Source organism: Streptomyces sp. NPDC088732 (genome assembly GCF_044751205.1).
In the GTDB taxonomy this organism is placed as follows: domain Bacteria; phylum Actinomycetota; class Actinomycetes; order Streptomycetales; family Streptomycetaceae; genus Actinacidiphila.
Map to the genome: position 1 here is coordinate 37,345 of NZ_JBIVLI010000005.1, position 15,686 is coordinate 53,030.

The following is a 15,686-nucleotide window of genomic DNA, read 5'->3' on the forward strand; positions in this document are numbered from 1 at the left end:
CCATGTCTGTCGTCGCAGAGGAAGAGCCCGGCGTCCGGGTTTCCCGGGGGGCCGGGCGGAGGCTTCCCTCGGTGCTGCCCGCGGCGGCGTCCCCTCGCGCGGTCGGGACGGCGTGCGCCCTCGTCGGGCTGATGGACCTGGCGGCCGGGATCTTCCCGCGGTTCCGGCACAGCCGGATGCACGTGCTGGCGGGGGTGGTCCCCGGGACCGTCACCTCGGTGGCCGCCGCGGCGGCCGTGGTGACGGGCATCCTCGTGCTGATGCTGGCGCACGGACTCAAGCGGGGGAAGAAGCGCGCCTGGCGGGCCGCGGTGGTGCTGCTGCCGATCGGCGGGGTGGCGCAGGTGCTGCACCGTCACTCCCTGGGCGGGGCGGTGCTGTCGGCGTTCCTGCTGGCCCTGCTGATCCGGTACCGGGCGGAGTTCTCGGCGCTCGGGGACCCGCGCACCCGGTGGCGGGCGGTGGCGGCGTTCACGGGGCTGAGCGGGCTGAGCGTGCTGCTCGGGCTGGTGATCGTCAGCGCGCACCCGGCGGCGGAGATGGGCGACCCGACGGTGGCGCAGCGCTTCACCGAGGTGCTGTACGGGCTGCTCGGCTTCGACGGACCCGTCAGCTACACCACCGACCAGGCGGCCGATGTCGTCGCGTACTCGCTGGGCGGGCTCGGCTTCCTGACCGCCGCGGTCACCGCGTACCTGGCGCTGCGCCCCGCCCACCCGGTCGCCGAACTGACCGAGGAGGACGAGGAGCGGCTGCGCTGCCTGCTGGCCCGGCACGGCGCCCGGGACTCCCTCGGGCACTTCGCGCTGCGCCGGGACAAGAGCGTGGTGTTCTCCCCGAGCGGCAAGGCGGCGGTCTGCTACCGCGTGGTGTCCGGGGTGATGCTGGCCAGCGGCGACCCGATCGGCGACGTCGAGGCCTGGCCGGGCGCGATACAGCGGTTCATGGCGGAGGCCCGCGCGCACGCGTGGATCCCCGCGGTGATGGGGTGCAGCGAGACCGGCGGCGAGGTGTGGACCCGGGAGACCGGGCTGGACGCGCTGGAACTGGGCGACGAGGCCGTCGTGGAGACGGCGGCGTTCTCGCTGTCCGGGCGGGCCATGCGCAATGTGCGGCAGATGGTGAAGCGGATCGAGCGGGCCGGCTACGTGTGCAAGGTGCGCCGGGTGGGCGAGTTGGACGAGGACGAACGCGAGACGATCCGGCGCGCGGCCGACGCGTGGCGGGGCACCGAGACCGAGCGCGGCTTCTCGATGGCGCTGGGCCGCATCGGCGATCCGTCCGACGACGCGTGCGTGGTGGCGACGGCCTACGACACGGACGGCGAACTGCGGGCGGTGCTGCACTTCGTCCCCTGGGGGACCGACGGGATGTCCCTGGACCTCATGCGGCGCGACCGCGCCGCAGACCCGGGGCTGAACGAGCTGCTGATCGTCGCGGCGCTGCAACGGGCGCCGGAGATCGGGGTGCGGCGGGTCTCGCTGAACTTCGCGATGTTCCGTTCCGCGCTGGCGCGCGGGGAGCGGCTGGGCGCGGGGCCGGTGCTGCGCACCTGGCGCGGGCTGCTGGTCTTCCTGTCGCGCTGGTTCCAGATCGAGTCGCTGTACAAGTTCAACGCCAAGTTCCAGCCCGAGTGGGTGCCGCGCTTCCTGGTCTTCCGCGCCACGAAGGACCTCCCCCGGATCGGCCTGGCCGCGATGCAGGCCGAGGGGTTCGTCACGCTGGCCCTCCCCGTCTGGGCCTCCCGGCGTCTGCGGTGACCGCCCGTCCGGCCCGCCCCCTAGGCTGACCTCATGGGTACGATGCGCGGCCACGTGGCCGGATTGCCGTCCTGGGACCGGTGCGCGGTCATGGGCGTGGTGAACGTCACGCCGGACTCGTTCTCCGACGGCGGCGAGTGGTTCGACCCGGAGCTGGCCGTCAAGCACGGGCTGGACCTGGTGGCCGCCGGGGCCGATCTGGTGGACGTGGGCGGTGAGTCGACCCGTCCGGGCGCGGCGCGGGTGGACGAGGCGGAGGAGCTGCGCCGGGTCATCCCGGTGGTCAGGGAACTGGCCGCGGCCGGGGTCGTGGTGAGCGTCGACACGATGCGGGCCGCGGTCGCGGAGAAGGCCGTCGAGGCGGGCGCGGCACTGGTCAACGACGTGAGCGGCGGCCTCGCCGATCCGGCGATGATCCCGGTCGTGGCGGCCGCGGGCAGCCCGTTCGTCGTGATGCACTGGCGCGGCCAGAGCATCGACATGAACAACCGCGCGGTCTACGCCGACGTGGTCGGCGAGGTCACCGGCGAACTGCGGCGCAGCTTCGACGCCGCGGTGTCCGGCGGGATCGCCCCGGAGCGGATCGTGCTCGACCCGGGCCTGGGCTTCGCCAAGGACGCCGAGCACGACCTCGCGCTGATCGCGCACATGGAGGACCTGCGGACGCTGGGCCGCCCGCTGCTGATCGCGGCCTCGCGCAAGCGGTTCCTCGGCCGGGTGCTGGCCGGTGAGGGCGGCGATCCGCCGCCGGCGCGCCAGCGGGACGCGGCGACCGCGGCGGTGACGGCGATCGCCGCGAGCCGGGGGGCGTGGGCGGTGCGGGTGCACGAGGTGCACGACAGTGCGGACGCGGTCCGCGTGGCGCGGGCGATCGAGGGGGCGCGATGAGCGAGCGGCGGGAACAGGCCGGAGAAGGGCGGGGCCCTGTGGTGCGGGGGGTGTCGCGGTGACGCCGCGCACGGCCGAGGCGGCCCGGGTCGAGCAGGCGAACCAGGCGTTCTACGACGCGGTGGAGCGCTCGGACCTGGACGCGCTGGAGGAGTTGGTGCTGACCGGTCCGCTGGCGGAGACGGTGTCGGTGGTGCACCCGGGGTGGCCGGTGCTGCGCGGGCGCCGCGAGGTGATGCGCTCGTACGCGCTGATCATGGCGAACACCGACTACATCCAGTTCTTCCTCACGGACGTGGAGGTCGCCGTCGACGGGGACACCGCGCTCGTGACGTGCACCGAGAACATCCTCACCGGCGGTCCCGCCGAGGAGGAGGGCGACATGGGCTCGCTGGTGGGCGGTCTGGTGGTGGCCACGAATGTGTTCCGGCGCACACCGGAGGGCTGGCGGTTGTGGGTGCACCACGGTTCCCCGGTCATGGCGGGCGCGGGTGAGGACGACGCGGAGGACGGGGCCGGCGACGACGGCGCCGGGGAGGGCACGGCCTGAACACCGCCCGCCGCGCCAGCCGTTCGTGACCCGTTCGTGGCAAGAAGTCGGCGGAGGCGGAGTAGGTGCCTCCGGTACGGGGTAAGCGCGGGTCGTCCGGACCCCGGCCGGCCCGGTACCGCCCCGGTACCGGAGGGCTGTCGGTGGTCGCAGGTAGATTCGAGAAAGGGCGTACTGTTACGTTCCACCCCTCGTCAATTTCGTCCGTCCGTTCGACGACCAGCGGGAGTGCATCGTGGACCGAGTCGCGCTGCGGGGCCTGAGAGCCCGTGGACACCACGGCGTGTTCGAGCACGAGCGCCGCGAGGGCCAGGACTTCGTCGTGGACGTCGTCCTCGGACTGGACACCGCGCCCGCCGCGGCGACGGACGACCTGACGCGGACCGTGCACTACGGGATCGTCGCCGAGGAGGTCGTGGCCGTCGTGCAGGGCGAGCCGGTGGACCTCGTCGAGACCCTCGCCCAGCGGATCGCCGACCAGTGCCTCAAGCATGAACTGGTCGAGGAGGTGGAGGTGACCGTGCACAAGCCGCAGGCCCCGATCACCGTGCCCTTTGACGACGTGACCGTATCGATCATCCGGAGGCGCCCGTGAGCTACGACCCCACCGTGCAGCCCGTCCCGGCCTCCGTTGTCGCGCAGGTCGACGCGGCGGACTCCACGCTGCAGAACCCCAAGTTCGCCGTGATCTCCCTGGGGAGCAATCTCGGCAACCGCCTGGAGACCCTCCAGGGAGCGGTCGACGCGCTGGAGGACACTCCGGGCGTCCGTGTGAAGAGGGTCTCGCCGGTGTACGAGACCGAGCCCTGGGGCGTCGAGCCGGGCTCGCAGCCGAACTACTTCAACGCCGTGGTGCTCATCAAGACCACCCTGCCGCCCTCCTCGCTGCTGGAGCGCGGCCGGGCCATCGAGGACGCCTTCGCCAGGACCCGCACCGAGCGGTGGGGGGCCCGGACCATCGACGTCGACATCGTCGCCTACCAGGGTGTGGTCTCCGAGGATCCGGAGCTCACCCTGCCGCACCCGCGGGCGCACCAGCGGGCGTTCGTGCTCGCGCCGTGGCACGACATCGACCCGGCGGCGGAGTTGCCGGGCGCGGGCCCGGTGGCCGGGCTGCTGGCGGGTGTGGGCCGCGAGTCGGTCTGGTCGCGCGGTGACGTGGAACTCAGACTGCCCGAGTAATCGTTGACGACTTCGTCGTTGTGTCCGTCGATGTGGGGAGCGAGAACTCGGTGAAGGCGCTGCGTGTCAGGACCCTGGTGGGTCTCTTCGTGGTGGCCGGGGTCCTTTCCTGGGCCGGCGCCAAGCTCTGGGACTCGGTGGGCACGCTGCCCAGCGTGCCCGTGGCCGCCCCCATTGTGCTGGCGCTGATCGCGGTCGTGCTGGCCGCCACCGCGCTGTCGCTGCGGTCCCGGCTGCGGGCCCAGCGCGAGCGGCGCCCCGGCGCCAAGGGTGTGGACCCGCTGCTGGCCGCCCGCGCGGTCGTCTTCGGCCAGGCGAGTGCGCTGGTGGCCGCTCTGGTCGCGGGCATGTACGGCGGCGCGGTCGTTTTCCTGATCATGTACGAGCTCGACAACCAGCCCCGTCGCGACCAGGCGATCTACGGCGGCGCGGCGGTGCTCGCGGGCGTCGCGGTGTGTGCCGCCGCGCTCTTCCTGGAACGGGTCTGCCGGCTCCCCGAGGACGAGGACGACCACCGCAACGGCGTCATGGGCGACCGCGCGTAGCCGGGCCCGCACGGCTCGCGGCACGGCTCGCCCCTCAGTCCGTCAGTAGCCGCGCCTGACGTTCTCCGCGTGGGCGTCCTCCTGCCGCCGCGCGCGGCGCCGGCGTTCGGCGGACAGTTCGCCCACCGCGTTGTCGACGGCGGCGAGCACGCCCGCCGCCGGATCGCCGGCCGGCGGCGCGCCGTCCCGCAGTCCGACCGCCGCCCCGAGGCCGGCCAGGACGGGTTCCTCCGCCGCCCAGCGCGCCGCCGCACGGCGGCGGGCAGTGGTGTCGCCCGGCACGATCGACGTCGTGTGCAGGACCACCCAGCGGCGCTGCCGCTTCTCCACCAGTTCGCCCTCCGCCTCCATCGCGGCCAGGTAGACCGATGTGAGGTCCCGGCCCCGGCGCCACAGCCAGTCGGCGACCGTCTCGTACGGCGCCTGGCGGTTCAGCGCCGCCGCCGCACCGTCCAGCAGCGGGTCCGTCAGGGGGGACCGCTCGCCGGGCACCAGGCGGCCGTCCGCCAGCGTCACGGCTCCGGCGGCCAGGAGGTCGACCGCCTCGGCCCCGGCGAGCGCGAGCGAGAGATCGCCCTGCTCGACGGAGCGGCCGGACGCCGGCTCCGAGGCGGTGATCAGCAAATCCCGCGGTGTGGTCATCTCACGGCTCCCCGCCGGGACGCCGTCCGGCGGCCCTCCCGCCGATTGTCACGCGGCCGCCGTCCGCCCGCCAGTGATCTTCCCGGGCGGACGCCGATCGGAACGTCCGGCTAATCGCGATCAGCGCCGCACCCTGGCCCCGCCGAATTTCCCGGGGCGCCCGTCCCGCCCGCCCCGCGGGGCCGAAACAGCAGGTCGAAGCGGAGTCCGCGGAATTCCCCGGGGCCGGGGCGCGCCGCGGCGATGAGCAAGATCGGAATTCATTCGGGGCGGGCATTCGCGCCACGCATTGTGCCGGGGCGGCTGCCCTCCGTATTTGTCGTTGTATGTTCAGTGAGAAATCGGATGGCGGGGCCCCATGCGACTCACGGGCACGCTAAGTTCCTTGGCATGCCACGTGGACGCCACCGTCATTCCCAACCGCTGCACAGGCTTTTGCCGCCCGTGACGGTCGCCGGCTCCGCCGCGGCCCTCGCGCTCGGTGGTCTGGCGATCGGTGATCCGGCGCTGCTCCATGTGTTCGTGTTCGGCGCCGCGGCGTCCGCCGGTGCCGGTGCCTTCCTGCTGCGCAGCTGGGACCGTTCGGCCGGCAAGCAGGTCGCCGACCTCAAGACCGCCCGCGTGCGCGACGAGTGGCGTGCCGACGAGCGCATCGCGGAGCTGGAGGTCGACCTCGAGGACTCCCGCGACCTGCGCGGCAAGCTGGAGAACAAGCTGCGCGGCAAGCGCGCCGAACTGGCCCGGCTGCGCACCGAGCACGCCGATCTGCTGCGCCGCTACGCCACGGCCGAGTCCGAGCGCGCCCGCGCGCTGGAGGACGGCCGCGTCCTGGCCGTCCAGGCCGCCGGTTCCGCCCTGGCGGTGCCGGCGAACGCCCTCGGCCCCACCGCGTACCTGCAGGCCGCCGCGGCGCTCAAGGACCTGTCGCGCAACGCCGCCCGCCAGCAGGCCGCCGCCACCGTCCAGGAGGCCCGCCGCCGCGACGTGGCGGACTCCGACGAGCAGCACGGCCGGCACGCCGCCGCGGACGGTGCCACAGCCACCCGTGGCGTCCTGGAGCGCCCCGCGGGCAACCCGGCCCTGCCGGTGCGGCAGCCCAAGGCGCTGCCCGCCGTCGCCGCGGCCGTCCTTCCGTACGCCAAGCCGCACAAGCAGGCCTCCCGGACCCAGGGCGGGTTCGACTTCTTCGGCACGGCCAAGAACGCCAAGGGCCAGCCGAAGGAGCTGCCGCCGGGGACGGACGGGGCCGCCGGGGCGGACCTCGCCGACGTCGTCGGGGACGAGGCGGTCGCGGCCCGCGCCGCGCTGCAGTCCGACGCCGCGGCCGAGGCGGGCGCCGAGGTCATCGACCTCACCGCGCACGACGAGACCGAGCAGCTCGACCTCAGCGAGCTGCGCGCCCAGTCCTCGTAGCGCCGCGCCCCGGAGCCGGCGCCGGGGGCGGCGTCACTTGTCGATGTCGCCCACGACGAAGAACATCGAGCCGAGGATCGCCACCATGTCTGCGACCAGCGTGCCCGGCAGCAGCACGGCCAGCGCCTGGATGTTGTTGTAGGACGCCGAGCGCAGCTTCAGCCGGTACGGCGTCTTCTCGCCCTTGGACACCAGGTAGTAGCCGTTGAGCCCGAGCGGGTTCTCCGTCCAGGCGTAGGTGTGGCCCTCCGGGGCCTTGAGCACCTTGGGCAGCCGCTGGTTGACCGGGCCCGGGGGCAGTTCGGCGATGCGGTCGAGGCAGGCGTCCGCGAGGTCCAGCGCGTTGTGCGTCTGGTGCAGCAGCATCTCGAAGCGGGCCAGGCAGTCGCCCTCGGAGCGGGTCGCCACCTCCAGGGTGTCCTGCAACTGCCCGTAGGCCAGGTACGGTTCGTCGCGCCGCAGGTCGAAGTCGACGCCCGAGGCGCGCGCGATCGGGCCGCTGACGCCGTACGCGTGGACGTCGGCCGCCGCCAGCACCCCGACGCCGCGGGTGCGGCCGCGGAAGATCTCGTTGCCCAGCACCAGGTCGTCGAACGTCCCCATGCGGGAGCGCACTTGGGCCACGGCGGCGCGGGCGCGTCCGTGCCAGCCGTTGGGCAGGTCCTCCTTGAGGCCGCCGACGCGGTTGAACATGTAGTGCATGCGGCCGCCGGAGACCTCCTCCATGACCGCCTGGAGGTCCTCGCGCTCGCGGAAGGCGTAGAAGATCGGCGTGATCCCGCCCAGTTCCAGCGGGTACGAGCCGAGGAACATCAGGTGGTTGAGCACCCGGTTCAGCTCCGCGAGCAGGGTGCGGGTCCACACCGCGCGCTCCGGCACCTCCATGCCGAGCATGCGCTCCACGGCGAGGACGACGCCCAGTTCGTTGGAGAAGGCGGAGAGCCAGTCGTGGCGGTTGGCCAGCATGATGATCTGCCGGTAGTCGCGGGCCTCGAAGAGCTTCTCCGCTCCCCGGTGCATGTAGCCGACGATCGGCTCGGCCTCGCTGATCCGCTCCCCGTCCAGCTTCAGCCGCAACCGCAGCACGCCGTGCGTCGAGGGGTGCTGCGGGCCGATGTTCAGCACCATGTCCGTGCCCTCGGCGGCGCCGCCGATCCCGATCGTGGTCTCCGTCATGCGCCTAGTTTCCCACCCGTACCGGCCGCTTGTGCGGCCCGGCCCGGAGGGACGGCCAGGCTCAGCCAGAGGAACGCGCCGAGGCCGGTGGGGGCGGTGAGTTCGGCGGCCTGGCCCGCTCCGGCCAGGGCGCGGACGTAGCCGGCCGGGTCGGTGGACGCCAGCGCGAGCGGGGGGCGGGCGCCCGTGACGCCGAGGGCGTGCAGGGCCTCGCGCTGGGTGGTGAGGACGGCGCCGGGGGCGGCGCAGGCGTCCATGGCCACGTGCGCGGTGATGTCGCTGGAGCCGTCGGGGACGGCGGGGGAGATCTCGCGGCCCTCGCGGAAGGCGGTGAGCGTCCCGTACGGCGGCCGGGTGCCCGCCGTGTGCCCGTAGTCGACCGCGACCGCGAGCCCCGCGTCGAGGCAGGCGGTCGCGTCCGCCCAGGCGGCATCCCGCCACCGGCCGATTTCCGCCCGCGTCCCCTCCTCCGCGCCCGTCAGCGGCCACCAGCGGTCGAGCCACGCGGCGTCGGCGCCGTCCACCGGGCCGCCCAGCCGCTCGGCCCCGTCGCGGGCACGGACCAGGACGTAACGGGCGACGCCGTGCGCGTCCGTCTGCGCGACATCGACCGGTACGTTGTCCAGCCACTCGTTGGCGAAGAGCAGTCCGCGCACCCCCCGCGGCGGCTCCGCGCACCACTGGACGCGCGCGTCGAGCCCGGCCGGCCGCGGCGCTTTTTCGACCGCGAAGACCCGCAGCCGCGGGTCGCCGAAGGCCTCCAGAACCCCGCTGACCAGCTCTCCGGCGCCCGCGCCGATGTCGACGAGGGCGAGCTCCCCCGGGTGCCCGAGGTCGGCGTCGACGCGCCGCAGCAGTTCCGCGACGGCGCCGGCGAAGAGCGGCGAGGCGTGCACGGAGGTGCGGAAGTGGGCGGCGGGACGCTCGCGCCGGAAGAAGCCGCCGGGCCCGTACAGCGCCCGCTCGGTGGCCGCCCGCCACCCCGTCCACTCGTCCGCTTCCCGGGGCGCGCCCCGGGTTGTGTCTTCGGTCACGGCTCCACCGTATGGGCGCATCTCGGAGGGTTCGCGGCCCGCGGCCGCTCAGTGCGGACAGGTAGGGTACCCGGGGCAGGGATGTGTCCGCCCGCGACAGCCGCGGATGAATCGATCATGAACATTGGCCATCCGGAGAGCGCACTCCCTTATGCCGGGTCTCCCGGCACTGATAGGGCTGTGCAAGCGATAGGCAGTGGAAGGTGAAGAGCGGATGACGGCCGGCAACAACGGCGCCCCCGAGCCCGGGAACGACGACCCCTTCGGGTACCTGTACCGGCAGGACGGCGAGGACGCGGGTCAGACGTCCGTCGCGCAGCCGGGTGTGCCCCGCACGTCGTACAACCAGGTCCAGCGTGTCGGCGAGCGCCGCCAGCAGCAGCAGCCTCCCGCCTACGGCTACCCGCAGGGCCAGCAGCAGCGGCCCCAGCAGCCCGGTTACGGCCAGCAGCCCCCGCAGCAGCCCGGTTACGGGCAGCAGCCGCAGGCGACCCAGGCCATGCCGCAGCCCGCTCCCGCCGGTCCCGGCGGCGGCCGCCGCGCCGCGGCCTCCCGCTCCACCGGCCCCAACAGCAAGGGCCTGCTGATCGGCGCCGTCGCCGTGGTCGCGGCGGTCGCGATCGGCATCGGTGTCGCCATGGCCAACGGCTCCGGCGACGACGCGCAGGCGGGCGGCACCCCGTCGCCCACCGCGACCGCCGGCACCGGTGGCGACACGCCGCAGCCCTCCTCCAGCGACGCGGCGGGCGGCGAGCTGCCCGGCAAGACCGACGTGGCCGGTCTGCCCCTGTCGGGCGGCGCCTTCATCACGTCGGACGTGCCCGGTGCCAAGGCCGCGGACGGCAAGTACGTCGCCGGGATGGACAAGGCGGGCGCCACCGTCACGTGGAAGTTCACCGCGCCCGACGACGGCGCGTACACCGTCTTCGTGGACTACAGCGTCCCCGGCGCCGACGGCAACGCGACCATAACGGTCAACGGCTCGAAGCAGGCGCGGCCCATCAGCCTGAAGAACTTCGCGAACGCCAAGCCGGGCGACTACGAGCACGGCTGGACCAACTCGTTCAGCTACATCGCCCTGAACAAGGGCGAGAACACGCTGACGCTCTCCTGCGAGGCGGGCAACCAGTGCAACTTCTACCTCGACCGGATGTGGCTGGAAGAGGGCCAGCACAAGAGCTGACCCGCCGGGGAGGGGTCGGCTCGGCTCGGCTCGGCTAGCACGCTTCGGCCTCCGCGCCGACCTCGATCCGCCCGAGCAGGTCCGCGTAGGTCGCGCGGTCGAACTCGCCCGCCACCGGCGCGGCGACGGTCGCCGCCGACAGCGCCACGGCGCGGGCGAGCCGGCGCGGCCAGTCCAGTCCCTCCACGAGACCGGACAGCAGGCCGGCGACCGCGGAGTCGCCCGCGCCGGCCGGGTTGCCGGCGACGGGCGCCGGTGGGCGGGCGCGCAGCACGGAGCCGTCCTCGGTGAGGACGAGGAGGCCGTCGGGGCCGAGCGAGGCCGCGACGGCGCGGGCACCGCGGCGCCGGGCGTCGCGGGCGGCCCGCAGGGGTTCCAACGCCCCGGTGAGTCCGGCCAGTTCGCCCGCGTTGGGCTTGACGAGGTCGGGCCGGGCGGCGAGTCCGCGCCGCAGCGGTTCACCGCTGGTGTCGAGCAGGACGGGTATGCCCGCGGCCCGCGCGTCCCGTACGAGGTCGGCGTAGCAGCCGACGGGCAGTCCGGGCGGCAGGCTGCCGCACAGCGCGACGGCCCGCGCGCCGTCGTCCAGGAGCTTGCGGTAGACGCCGAGGAAGGCCGTCCACTCCTCCGAAGTGATCGTGGGGCCGGGCTCGTTGAACATCGTCGTGCCGCCGCCCGATGCGTCCACGACGCCGACCGTGCGCCGGGTGGTGCCGGAGATGGGGACGAGCGCGTCGGTGACGCCGTCCACGGCGGCGAGGCGGTCCCGCAGCAGGGCGCCGGCGGGGCCGCCCGCGAAGCCGGTCGCCACGGTCTCGTGGCCGAGCGCGGCCAGGACGCGGGCGACGTTCAGGCCCTTGCCGCCGGGGCGTTCGGCGGTCTCCGACACCCGGTGGGTGGTGTGCGGCCGCAGCCGGGGGACGCGGTAGGTCACGTCGATGGCGGCGTTCAACGTGACGGTGACGATCACGCGTGATCCCTTCGAACAGCGGGTGCGATGGGAAGGGATCATGCCAAAGGAACGGTCGCGGGCACAGACCCCCGGCTGCCGCCGGACCGCCTTTGTCCCGGTCGGAGGGCCCGCCGTCCGGCGCCGGGCGCGACGCCGCCCCGCGAGCATGCCAAGCTTGGCCGGGTGGTGGTGCGCTTCCAGATCCTCGGGCCGGTCCGTTCCTGGCGGGACGGGGCCGAGGTGAAGCTGGGCCCACCGAAGCAGCGGGCCCTGTTCGCCCTGTTGCTGGCCCAGAGCGGGCAACCGGTGCCATTGCACGCCATTTTGGACGCCCTGTGGGGCCAAGAGCCCCCCGAGACCGCCGTGAATGTGGTCCATCGGCACATCGGCGGGCTGCGCCGGCTGCTCGAACCCGGGCTGCCGACCGGCTCCGCGTCGCGCCGGCTGGTCCGTGACGCGGGCGGCTACCGGCTGGAGGTGGAGCCGGCGGAGCTGGACCTGCTGCAGTTCCGGGCGCTGCGGGTGCAGGCGCGGAACTTGGCGCAGCGCGGCGACCGGGTCCGCGCCACCGGGCTGCTGGTCGACGCGCTGGGGCTGTGGCGGGGCCCGACGGCCTCCGGCATCGCGCCCGAGGTGCGGGCGCACCCGGTCTTCGCCGCCGTGGACAACGAGCACCTGGTCGCCGTGAAGGAGGCCGCCGGGTATGCGCCGGCCGCGGGGGACGCGCTGACGGAGCGGGTGCTGATCACCCTGCGGCAGGCCGCCGCCCACCACCCGCTGGACGAGGTGCTCCAGGCCCGGCTGATCGACCTGCTGGCCGCGACCGGGCACCAGGCGGAGGCGCTGGAGGTCTACCAGGGAGTACGGCTGCGGATCGCCGACGAGCTCGGGCTCGACCCGGGTCCGGAGCTGCGGGAGGCGCAGTACCGGGTGCTGGACGGCACGGCCGTGGACCGCGCGGCGCCGGCGGAGGCGGTACCGGCACCCGCGCGCCCCGTCGTGAATCCAGCGAACCCAGCGAACCCAGCGGACACAGCAGACGCAGGGGACGCAGCGCCCCCGGCGGGTGACGCGGCGGACGACGTCCCCGGCGGCGCGGCCCAGCTGCGCCCCGCGCAGCTGCCCCGGGACCTCGCCGCCTTCTCCGGGCGGCGTTCGGAGCTGGAGCTGTCCGGGACGCTGCTGCCCGTCCCCGCGGAACCGGCGCAGGCCGTGGTGATCAGCGGCATGGCGGGCGTGGGCAAGACCACCCTGGCCGTGCACTGGGCCCATCAGGTCGCCGACCGCTTCCCGGACGGCCAGCTCTATCTCGATCTGCGCGGCTTCCACCTCACGGGCGCCGCCATGGGCACGGCCGAGGCGCTGCGCGCGCTGCTCGACGCCTTCGGGATACCGGTCGGCCGCATCCCCGCGGGGCTGGAGGCGCAGGCCGCGCTGTACCGCAGCCTGCTGGCGGGCCGCCGCGTGCTGGTTGTGCTGGACAACGCCCGCGACTCCGAGCAGGTCCGCCCGCTGCTGCCGTCCGCGCCCGGCTGCCTGGCGGTCGTCACCAGCCGCCATCAGCTCCAGGGGCTGGTGACCGCCGAGGGCGCGCGCTCCCTGACCCTGGACCTGCTCGGCGAGGACGACGCGGAGGAACTGCTGGCGCTGCGGCTGGGCGCGGAACGGGTCGCCCGGGAACCGCTGGCGACCGCGGAGATCGTGGCGCTGTGCGGGCGGCTCCCGCTGGCGCTGGCCATCGTCAGCGCCCGCGCGGCCCTGAACCCGGGCTTCCCGCTGTCCGCGATCGCCGACGAGCTGCGGGAGAGCCACGGCAGCCTCGACGCCTTCACCGGTGAGCCGCCGCTGGGCGACGCGCGCAGCGTCTTCTCCTGGTCGTACCAGGCGCTGAGCCCGGAGGCGGCCCGGCTGTTCCGGCTGCTGGCCGTGCATCCCGGGCCGGACTGCTCGGTGGCCGCCGCGGCGAGTCTGGCGGCCCGGCGCACCGGGCAGACGCGCGCGCTGCTCGCGGAGCTGGTCCGGGCGCAGCTGCTCTTCGAGAACGCGCCGGGCCGGTTCTCCTCGCACGGGCTGCTGCGGGCGTACGCGACGGAACTGACCGGCGAGCACGACGACCCGGGGGAGGCGGCCGCGGCCGGGGTCCGGCTGCTCGACCACTACCTGCACAGTGCGCACACCGCCGTCGCCGCGCTCGCCCCGCACCGTGAACGGCTCGCGCTGCGCCGCCCTGCGGCGCACACCGTGCCCGAGCGCTTCACCGACCAGCGCGCGGCGGCCGACTGGCTCGACGCCGAACGGTCCGTGCTGCTGGCCGCCATCGAGCAGGACGGCCGGCACGGGGACGGGTCGCACAGCTGGCGGCTGGCCGTGGTGCTGGAGCTGTACCTGGACCGCAACGGCCGCTGGCAGGAGCAGCGGACCGCGCAGACCACGGCCACCACGGCGGCGCAGCGGCAGGGCGACGTCCTCGGCCAGGCGCACGCGCACCGGGCGCTCGGGTTCGCGCTGGGGCGGCTGGACCGCTGGGAGGGTGCGCGCGAACACCTGCTGCGCGCGCTGCAGTTGTTCGGGGAGGTCGGCGAGCCCTGCGGCCAGGCCCGGGTCCACCGCTACTGGGCCTTCCTGTCCAACCGGCACGGGCGGCACGACGACGCGCTGCGCCACTACGGGCTCGCCGGCGACTTGTACCGCGCGGCCGGGCAGCTCAACGGCGAGGCAAGCGTGCACAACGAGGTCGGCTGGACGCACATGCTGCTCGGCGAGTACGACAAGGCCGTGGAGGAGTGCCGCCGTTCGCTGGCCATCCACCAGGAGACCGGCGACCTCAACGGCGAGGCCGCCGCGTGGGACAGCCTGGGCTGCGCCTACCACCAACTGCGCGGTTACGAACAGGCGCTGGACTGCTTCCGGCGGGCGCTGCGGATGTACCGGGAGATCCGGGACGGGTACCTGGAGGCCGACACCCTCGTCCACATCGCCGACACCCACATCGCCGCCGGTGCCGTCAACGGCGCGGCCGGCGCCCTGCGTCAGGCGCTGGCGATCCTGGAGGGCATCGGTCATCCCGACGCCCGGGGGGTGCGCGAAAAATTGCACGGCACCGGGTTGAACCCAGTGGTGCCACGGGTCCGTGTATAGCGGCGTAGCTCCGGCCCGGAGCGGACGTCTGGTGGACCTGAGGAAGTGCGATGAACAAGAACGCGCGGAACGCCCTGTTCCTGACCGGTACGGCGCTGGCGCTGACGGCTGTCACCGCCTGCGGTCAGCAGACCGGCACGGGCGCAGCACCCGCGGCGGTGCAGCAGCCGGTGGTGAACGCGGTGTCCGGCTATCCCAACGTGGGCGACACGGAGTCGGCCCCGCCGGTGACGGAGGCGGCGTCCGGGCTGGCGGTGCGCACCGACACCCAGCTCAAGACGATCGTCGTGGACGGCAAGGGCAGGACCGTCTACGTCTTCAGCAAGGACACCACGCCCGGTGTGTCGAGCTGCGAGGGCGACTGCGCGGCGCAGTGGCCGCCGGTCCCCGCGGACGACACGCAGACCGCGAAGGGCCTGAACCAGGACCTGCTCGGCTCCATCACCCGCACCGACGGCTCCAAGCAGCTCACCCTCGCGGGCAAGCCGCTGTACTACTTCGCCAAGGACACGCAGCCCGGTGACACCAACGGCCAGGGCGTCAAGGGCGTGTGGTACGCCGCGGAGCCCGACGGCTGGAAGGCCGGTGTGGAGCGCCCGGCCCTCGGCGTGCTGAACGACCCGAAGCTCGGGAAGATCCTCCAGGACAAGAACGGCCGGACGCTGTACCTGTTCACCAAGGACGAGCCGTGGCCGATGAAGACCGCGTGCGACGCGACCTGCCTGCAGAAGTGGACCCCCACCGCCCCGGTGACCGCCGCCGACGCCAAGAAGGCGGGCCTCGACCCCAAGGCGCTGTTCACCTTCAACACGCCGAACGGCACCGCGCAGGAGGCCTTCAACTGCTGGCCGGGTTACACCTTCAAGGGCGACAGCCAGCCCGGCGACACCAACGGCCAGAACGTCAAGGGCGTGTGGTTCGCGATCAAGAAGGACATCACGGTCGACCGCGGCAAGACCGTTCCGGCGGCCAAGGGCTGACCGTCCCGGCCCGGGCGGCGCGACCGCGCCGGCCCGGGGGTCCGGTCGACGGCCCGCGCGGGGCATGCGATGCCCCGGCGGGTCGTTGCCATGCCCGGGCCCGGGGGGGCGCGGCGCGGATGGTCAGAATTGCGTCAGTTTTTCGGCATCGGTGCCTGCTTACGATCACGCCACGCGCTGCTTCCGCCAGGAACATCGCCGAAGCAGGCACGAACCTTCGTGCCCGTCGGCCGGCGGGCCCCA

The 15,686-nt window shown here is 74.0% G+C and carries 14 protein-coding genes; 10 read left to right on the forward strand and 4 right to left on the reverse strand.

The window, feature by feature from the left end; genetic code table 11:
• The first annotated feature begins 131 nt into the window (after positions 1-131).
• From ACIP9H_RS10505 to ACIP9H_RS10530, 6 genes are all read left to right on the forward strand, one after another.
• Complete coding sequence (locus ACIP9H_RS10505; RefSeq protein ID WP_401958989.1) at positions 132-1,760, forward strand: phosphatidylglycerol lysyltransferase domain-containing protein; 1,629 nt, start codon at positions 132-134, stop codon at positions 1,758-1,760.
• A gap of 33 nt (positions 1,761-1,793) precedes the next feature.
• Positions 1,794-2,648: a dihydropteroate synthase gene (gene folP, locus ACIP9H_RS10510; RefSeq protein WP_401592356.1), complete on the forward strand. Its 855-nt coding sequence runs from the start codon at positions 1,794-1,796 to the stop codon at positions 2,646-2,648.
• 58 nt (positions 2,649-2,706) lie between these two features.
• Positions 2,707-3,198, forward strand: coding sequence for a nuclear transport factor 2 family protein (locus tag ACIP9H_RS10515; RefSeq protein ID WP_401592358.1), 492 nt, complete (start codon positions 2,707-2,709; stop codon positions 3,196-3,198).
• 235 nt (positions 3,199-3,433) lie between these two features.
• Positions 3,434-3,793, forward strand: a complete 360-nt coding sequence (folB, locus tag ACIP9H_RS10520) for a dihydroneopterin aldolase (RefSeq protein WP_401592360.1) — start codon at positions 3,434-3,436, stop codon at positions 3,791-3,793.
• On the forward strand, positions 3,790-4,380 hold the full coding sequence (gene folK / locus ACIP9H_RS10525) for a 2-amino-4-hydroxy-6-hydroxymethyldihydropteridine diphosphokinase (RefSeq protein WP_401592362.1): 591 nt from the start codon (positions 3,790-3,792) through the stop codon (positions 4,378-4,380). The genes folB and folK overlap by 4 nt, the downstream gene beginning before the upstream one ends.
• 50 nt (positions 4,381-4,430) lie before the next feature.
• Positions 4,431-4,925 carry a DUF3180 domain-containing protein gene (locus ACIP9H_RS10530; protein WP_401592579.1) on the forward strand — a complete coding sequence of 165 codons (495 nt, stop codon included), beginning with the start codon at positions 4,431-4,433 and terminating at the stop codon, positions 4,923-4,925.
• 42 nt (positions 4,926-4,967) lie between these two features.
• Here the strand turns inward: ACIP9H_RS10530 and ACIP9H_RS10535 are convergent, their stop codons facing one another.
• Positions 4,968-5,567, reverse strand: a complete 600-nt coding sequence (locus ACIP9H_RS10535) for a GPP34 family phosphoprotein (protein ID WP_401592364.1) — start codon at positions 5,565-5,567, stop codon at positions 4,968-4,970.
• 444 nt (positions 5,568-6,011) lie between these two features.
• On the opposite strand from ACIP9H_RS10535, the gene ACIP9H_RS10540 reads away from it, so the two are divergent.
• Positions 6,012-6,980 (forward strand): hypothetical protein, encoded by a 969-nt coding sequence (locus ACIP9H_RS10540; protein WP_401592366.1) that lies wholly within the window; start codon positions 6,012-6,014, stop codon positions 6,978-6,980.
• Between the two features lie 33 nt (positions 6,981-7,013).
• Here the strand turns inward: ACIP9H_RS10540 and ACIP9H_RS10545 are convergent, their stop codons facing one another.
• Positions 7,014-8,156: an NADH-quinone oxidoreductase subunit D gene (locus ACIP9H_RS10545; RefSeq protein WP_401592368.1), complete on the reverse strand. Its 1,143-nt coding sequence runs from the start codon at positions 8,154-8,156 to the stop codon at positions 7,014-7,016.
• Positions 8,153-9,190, reverse strand: a complete 1,038-nt coding sequence (locus ACIP9H_RS10550; RefSeq protein ID WP_401958699.1) for an SAM-dependent methyltransferase — start codon at positions 9,188-9,190, stop codon at positions 8,153-8,155. Before ACIP9H_RS10550 ends, ACIP9H_RS10545 begins: the two co-directional genes overlap by 4 nt.
• Positions 9,191-9,404: 214 nt before the next feature.
• Here ACIP9H_RS10550 and ACIP9H_RS10555 point away from each other — a divergent pair, with 214 nt between their 5' ends.
• Entirely contained in the window at positions 9,405-10,373 is a 969-nt protein-coding gene (locus ACIP9H_RS10555; RefSeq protein WP_401958702.1) for a carbohydrate-binding protein, read from the forward strand.
• A gap of 34 nt (positions 10,374-10,407) precedes the next feature.
• Here the strand turns inward: ACIP9H_RS10555 and ACIP9H_RS10560 are convergent, their stop codons facing one another.
• Positions 10,408-11,343 carry a 1-phosphofructokinase family hexose kinase gene (locus ACIP9H_RS10560; RefSeq protein ID WP_401958705.1) on the reverse strand — a complete coding sequence of 312 codons (936 nt, stop codon included), beginning with the start codon at positions 11,341-11,343 and terminating at the stop codon, positions 10,408-10,410.
• Positions 11,344-11,508: 165 nt separating this feature from the next.
• Between ACIP9H_RS10560 and ACIP9H_RS10565 the strand changes: the two genes are divergently transcribed.
• Together ACIP9H_RS10565 and ACIP9H_RS10570 are read left to right on the forward strand one after the other, a co-directional pair.
• Positions 11,509-14,463, forward strand: coding sequence for an AfsR/SARP family transcriptional regulator (locus ACIP9H_RS10565; RefSeq protein WP_401958708.1), 2,955 nt, complete (start codon positions 11,509-11,511; stop codon positions 14,461-14,463).
• A gap of 50 nt (positions 14,464-14,513) precedes the next feature.
• On the forward strand, positions 14,514-15,443 hold the full coding sequence (locus tag ACIP9H_RS10570) for an SCO0930 family lipoprotein (protein ID WP_401592378.1): 930 nt from the start codon (positions 14,514-14,516) through the stop codon (positions 15,441-15,443).
• Positions 15,444-15,686 lie beyond the last annotated feature (243 nt).

Excerpts from the sequence above, each read along its gene's own strand:
- ACIP9H_RS10505 (WP_401958989.1), top strand. The coding sequence starts at position 132 with ATGGACCTGGCGGCCGGGATCTTCCCGCGGTTCCGGCACAGCCGGATG.
- folP (WP_401592356.1), top strand. The coding sequence starts at position 1,794 with ATGGGTACGATGCGCGGCCACGTGGCCGGATTGCCGTCCTGGGACCGG.
- ACIP9H_RS10535 (WP_401592364.1), bottom strand. The coding sequence starts at position 5,567 with ATGACCACACCGCGGGATTTGCTGATCACCGCCTCGGAGCCGGCGTCC.
- ACIP9H_RS10545 (WP_401592368.1), bottom strand. The coding sequence starts at position 8,156 with ATGACGGAGACCACGATCGGGATCGGCGGCGCCGCCGAGGGCACGGAC.
- ACIP9H_RS10555 (WP_401958702.1), top strand. The coding sequence starts at position 9,405 with ATGACGGCCGGCAACAACGGCGCCCCCGAGCCCGGGAACGACGACCCC.
- ACIP9H_RS10570 (WP_401592378.1), top strand. The coding sequence starts at position 14,514 with ATGAACAAGAACGCGCGGAACGCCCTGTTCCTGACCGGTACGGCGCTG.